Genomic DNA, 5,348 nt, shown 5'->3' on the forward strand with positions numbered 1-5,348 from the left:
GACTTCTCTTGGCTGACGCGCGAGGTGTGGAGCAATTGGCAATTCCAGAAAAATTGCTACCTTCCGGGCATGGAGCAACGAAATCGGCTTCAAGATTATCGAACCAATAAATAACAACAAGGCATTAATATCAATAAAAACATATGAAAAAGATATAACAAGGATGTAAAATGGCTCAGCAGCAAGTAGCAAAAGTGCTTTTAACAGATAGTAACTGGATAAATAAGACTCAGGCCGTTATGCAAGAAAACGTGATGAGTTTATTTGAAAAATTTTATCAAGGGGCGCACGATTTAGTTTATTCAACCGCCTCGACGACGATCATAATTTTAATAGTTGTATTTTGGCTATTAAATAGGCTAAAAAATGGATATCCAACGCGAGAGGAGACATTTAATGCTATAAAATACATAATCAGGCTTTGCTTTATTTTTGCAGTTCTTAGTTCATTTGAAGCATATACGGGCGCTTTATACTTCCTAACTATACCTGAAAATACGATAACTGCGACGGTGAGCTCGATTTTTCAGAGTCAAGATTTCGGAACGATTGTAACGGAATCGGCCAATAGGGTGGATAATTTAAGAGCTTTAATGTGGGACTATGGAACAAAAACTTATTTAAAATCACAAGAATGGTCATTTTTGGGATTAAGCTTTAATGGTCCGAGTGATTATATAATGGCAGGGGTTGTAACGGCATTTTTAATGATCCCGTTTTGGATATTTTACCTAGTATTTTTTATTCTACTAATCGGCATCACGATCGTTATATTTTTTAGCAAATTCGTGGCATTTTTGATATTAAGCACGCTGCCGCTAGTGCTGCCATTTTTGATAACGCCGCGCTTTTTGCCGTATTTATGGAGCTGGTACAAGCTATACCTATCATACGCCATCATCGCTCCTTTGGCATTTATAGCCCTAAATTTAGCAATGAATCCGATCATAGAGCTTGAGAAATATCAAAACGTCATAGGCGAATTATTTATAAAGCAGTTTGAATATTTGATTACTGGAGCAATTACTTGCATAACTGCGCTTTTCATAATCAGAAAAATACCAAATTGGATAAATGCGGTACTGGGAACACAGATGGAAAGTGGAGCGGGCGGAGTAGTCGCAGGCGCGGTAGCTGGTGGTATACTTGGAAAAACTTTACTGGGCGGGCTAGCTAGAAAAGCAACCGGTGGTAGCTTTATCGGTGGGGCACTGCAAAGCTTTGGTAGAGCAACCGGCGGAAGAGCAGTAGGGCAAATTACAAAAGCAGGAATAGATGCAAGCGTAAATCTTGGAAAAGATATAGGCAAGGGCTCAAAAATGCTAGCGAAGGGCGCCTACGACGTATATAAAACGTTTCGCGGCGGATACGCGGTGCCGTAAGGCTAAAATTTAGAAAATTTTTTAAAAGGGGTAAAAATGTTTGCACAAGCTACGATCATAGGAAATTTGACCAAAGGCATTGAGCTTAGATACACGGCAAGCGGTATGGCCATAGGTAATACTGCAATAGCCGCGTCGCACAAATTTAACGCGGCAAACGGCGAGAAGCGGGAAGAAACGTGCTTTATAGATGTCACTTTTATGGGTAAAAGCGCGGAAATAGCCAACCAATACCTGTCCAAAGGCTCAAGGATATTCATCGAAGGTAGACTAAAATTTGACCGATGGACGGACAATAGCGGACAAAACAGAAGCAAGCATAGCGTAATCGTCGATAAAATGATAATGATTGATACCAAAGATAGGCAAGAAGCTGGGCAAAACGAGCAAGCTCATCCTGCGCCGCAGATAGAAAACGAATATACAGATAACGCGCAAGACGCGCCATTCGACTAATAAATTTTTGAAGGAGTAAAAAATGAACCTAAATTACATAACAGGTACATACGACAATGTCCCATTCTCGCAGCTTAACAAAACGGCAAAAATTGTAATTTTGCAAGAAAGACTTACAAGGGAGTTTAAAGAAAATGAAGTAATGAAACATGTGCTTGAATCGTTTTTTATAATAGCCTATGATGGAAATGATGTTAACGTTTCTGATATTCAAAAAATTTATGACAATTTGACGGAAGAACAAATTATGCAGATACAAAGCATAATAAAAATAGCTTATAATGCAGCAGGTATGTAAAATGCAAAATGCGATAATCATTATTGAAAGTCCAAATAAATGCGACAAGATAGAACATATAACAGGTGCGAAGGTTTACGCCACAAAAGGGCATTTTAAAGAACTAGCAAAGGAGATAGTGGTCGATTATGTCGACTATGAGCCGATATTTGAGATGAAAGAGCAAAGCAGGCATAGAATGAACGAAATTTTTAATGACTGCAAAGGCAAAGACGTCATCATAGCCACCGACCCGGATCGAGAAGGATACGGCATAGGCTACATGGTTTATGAGACGATTAAAAATGTCGCAAAAAGTGTAAAGCGCGCCGAGTTTCACGAAATAACCGAAAGCGGCATCAAAAAAGGGCTAGATAAAGCCGTGCCGTTTGCAAGCTCAAATTTAAAGGAATTCGATAGCTTTAAAGCACGAGCAGTAGGCGATAAGCTGGTGGGCTTTATCATGTCGCCCGCTTACATCAACAAGCTCAACGACAAAAATTTATCCGTCGGCCGAGTTCAAACGCCGGCACTTGCCTTGATCGTAAAAAGAGAGCTTGAAATAAAAGAATTTTTGGCAAGCCCTGCTTCAAAACAGATCGACTACAAAATCAAAGTAAAGCTAAAAACCGGCAGCGGCGTAGAATTTACGGCCGTTAACGATAATATTTTTATCTCAAAAGACGAAGCGAACGCAAAAATCGCCGAACTTGGCGGCAGCAGAGCAAAAGTCTATCAAATAGATACGAAACAAAGCCAAATCAAGCCGCAAGCTCCGTTTAGAACCAGTCAAATGCAAGAGACGGCAAATAAAAGACTAGGCTTTAGCTCGGATAAAACCATGAGCCTAGCTCAAAAGCTATTCGAAAAAGGCCTCATCACATATCATAGAACCGATAGCAATACCATATCGGACGAGTTTATAAATGAGGTGGAAGCTAAATTTAAAGGGCAAGAATGGTACGAGAAAAAAATATATAAAGCCGGCAGCCAAAGCCAAGCGGAGGCTCACGAAGCGATCCGTATAAGCCACGTACACGATTATGGCGAGATGGATGAGATCGCCGGGCGCGAAAGCCTAACGGATGACGAAAAATCGCTTTATGAGCTTATTTTTCTAAATTCAGTCCTAAGCCAAGCCAAAAATGCCGTAAACGAGAATAAAACATACGACATAGACATCAAAGCTCTAAGTTTTAAGGCTAAGACCGGCAAATGTATTTATAAAGGCTTTAAGGGGGCTTTAAAAGAGCAAGCGGACAATGAAGACGAGCAGGACAAAGAGGTGACGGAAATAGAGCTAAATTTAAATCAAGGCGATGAAGTCGAGGTGTTGGGCTTTGAGCTACAAGAAGTTAAAAAACAAGCTCCGCAACACTACAAGGAAAGCAATTTTATCTCCCTTTTAGAAAAAGAGGGTATCGGTAGACCAAGCACGTATGCGACGTTTCTACCTACGCTTTTAAAACGAGAATTCGTGATTATCGAGACCAAAGGCAAAAATCAAAACATAGTGGCCACGAATAAAGGTATAAGCTTCATCGAAAGCGTTAAAAAGGACGACGAGTGGATCACACAAAGCGAATTTACAAAGCAAATGGAAAGCGTACTAGACGAAATAAGCATCGGTAAAGTAAATTATCTCGATTTCATAAAACCGCTGCACGAAAAAATGGGCTTTAAAGAGCTAAGCAATGGCGAGACAAAACCGCCGAGTGCGGCTCAGCTGGACTTTGCGAAAAGCATAGCCTCAAATTTAAAAATAGCATTGCCGGACGGCATCGAAACGGACTGGAAAATTTGCTCGGATTTTATAAATAAGAATAAAGATAAGGCCATCCGTCCGCCGAGCGACAAACAAATCAAACTAGCGCAAGATCTGGCAAAAGATAAAAAGCTGGAGCTACCCAAAGGTTACGATACCGATCTGAAAATTTGTAAGGCGTTTATAGAAAAGGCATTGAAGAGGAAATAACATGGTTGTGGACAACACCGAAATCTTTTTTCGTGTTTGCCGTAAAACGACAATCGATAAAGAGCAAGATATAGCCGGGATTTATTTCGGTAAAAAATATAAGGATACGTTAAACCCTGTATTTTTTGACATTTTTAAAAAATACAGGAGAAACTTAGAAAGTCGTTATGAGTGTATTATCGGCAAAGATGATTTTATATGCTTTGCAACGCAAAATAAGAAAAAATTTATTAAAGAGTTTGGCAGCGTACGTTCGGAACTCGCTTCATTTTTAGAGCATTATTTAAATGATCCAGAAGCTGATTATTTTGAAATTTGCTTTTTAAAATCGTATTTCGATACAAAAAGCAAAACGGGACGAAAAGGGAAAGAATGAGCCAAATTTCAACCCAAAACGAGCTGATCGAGCAAGGCTGGATGGCGGATAAAGAAAAGAGGGCCAATGTATATTTTATGAAAGCCAAATACGAGATCGACGACGAGTTTTATACTAGCTTTGACGAGATCAGAGAAGAGCTGCGAGACTATAAAGCGCATTTTAAGGGCAAAATCGTGGTCTGCCCGTGCAATGACGGGAAAAATAGCAATTTTTATAGGTATTTCGCCCTAAATTTTAAAGCTTTTGAGCTAAAAAAGCTGATTACGACGACATTTAACGTCAACGAGCCAAGCTCGAAAGGCACGAAAATAGAGATCACGAGTGACGGCATGAGCGAAACGCAGTTGCGCGGTCGGGGCGACTTTCGCAGTGACGAAGTAAAGGAGATAATCGCGCAGGCCGACATCGTCGTAACCAATCCACCCTTCTCCCTTTTTAGAGAGCTTATAGATATAGCCCAAGGTGGTCAAAAGAAATTTTTAATCGTAGGCGGAACGTATTCGATTACCTATAAAAAGATATTTGAGCTATACAAAAATAACCAAATTTGGCTAGGAAATCACCAAGTAAATATTTTTACTCGCCCGGATGGCAGCAAAAAGCGATTTAGCAACGTATCGTGGTTTACGAATTTAAAAAGCACAAAGCATCAAACCGGCGTAAGACTGATGAAAAAATACAAAGGCAATGAGCACGAATACCCGGAATACGATAACTACAAAATCATAGAAGTGACTAATTATAAAAACATACCGATCGACTATGATGGCGTAATCGGCGTGCCCCTTACGTTCTTTTTACGGCACAACCCGGCGCAGTTTCATATACTAGGCTGCGATTTTGAGATCAAGGAAAAATACCCTGAGCTAGTTAAACAAA

Annotated in this window: 6 protein-coding genes; all 6 read left to right on the plus strand. The window is 40.0% G+C overall.

The features are described 5' to 3' along the window. Positions 1–170: 170 nt before the first annotated feature. Positions 171–1,382, plus strand: a complete 1,212-nt coding sequence (locus tag Q0257_RS10965; protein ID WP_298024796.1) for a type IV secretion system protein — start codon at positions 171–173, stop codon at positions 1,380–1,382. Positions 1,383–1,418: 36 nt separating this feature from the next. Next, complete coding sequence (gene ssb, locus Q0257_RS10970) at positions 1,419–1,838, plus strand: single-stranded DNA-binding protein (RefSeq protein WP_298024798.1); 420 nt, start codon at positions 1,419–1,421, stop codon at positions 1,836–1,838. Positions 1,839–1,860: 22 nt separating this feature from the next. Then, positions 1,861–2,136 carry a hypothetical protein gene (locus Q0257_RS10975; RefSeq protein WP_297996647.1) on the plus strand — a complete coding sequence of 92 codons (276 nt, stop codon included), beginning with the start codon at positions 1,861–1,863 and terminating at the stop codon, positions 2,134–2,136. A 1-nt stretch (position 2,137) separates the two neighbouring features. Further along, positions 2,138–4,090 (plus strand): type IA DNA topoisomerase, encoded by a 1,953-nt coding sequence (locus Q0257_RS10980; protein WP_298024800.1) that lies wholly within the window; start codon positions 2,138–2,140, stop codon positions 4,088–4,090. Between the two features lies 1 nt (position 4,091). Then, the gene (locus Q0257_RS10985) at positions 4,092–4,466 is read left to right on the plus strand and encodes a hypothetical protein (protein ID WP_298024802.1); all 375 of its coding nucleotides are present in this window, start codon (positions 4,092–4,094) and stop codon (positions 4,464–4,466) included. Further along, on the plus strand, positions 4,463–5,348 hold an 886-nt coding region (locus Q0257_RS10990), incomplete at its 3' end, for an adenine-specific methyltransferase EcoRI family protein (RefSeq protein ID WP_298024804.1). The genes Q0257_RS10985 and Q0257_RS10990, both read left to right, overlap by 4 nt.

This window comes from uncultured Campylobacter sp. (genome assembly GCF_938018035.1).
Taxonomy (GTDB): Bacteria; Campylobacterota; Campylobacteria; order Campylobacterales; family Campylobacteraceae; genus Campylobacter_B.

Bases quoted from the DNA above. Each gene is read 5' to 3' on its own strand.
- Q0257_RS10965 (WP_298024796.1), top strand. From the start codon at position 171: ATGGCTCAGCAGCAAGTAGCAAAAGTGCTTTTAACAGATAGTAACTGG.
- Q0257_RS10980 (WP_298024800.1), top strand. From the start codon at position 2,138: ATGCAAAATGCGATAATCATTATTGAAAGTCCAAATAAATGCGACAAG.
- Q0257_RS10985 (WP_298024802.1), top strand. From the start codon at position 4,092: ATGGTTGTGGACAACACCGAAATCTTTTTTCGTGTTTGCCGTAAAACG.
- ssb (WP_298024798.1), top strand. From the start codon at position 1,419: ATGTTTGCACAAGCTACGATCATAGGAAATTTGACCAAAGGCATTGAG.
- Q0257_RS10975 (WP_297996647.1), top strand. From the start codon at position 1,861: ATGAACCTAAATTACATAACAGGTACATACGACAATGTCCCATTCTCG.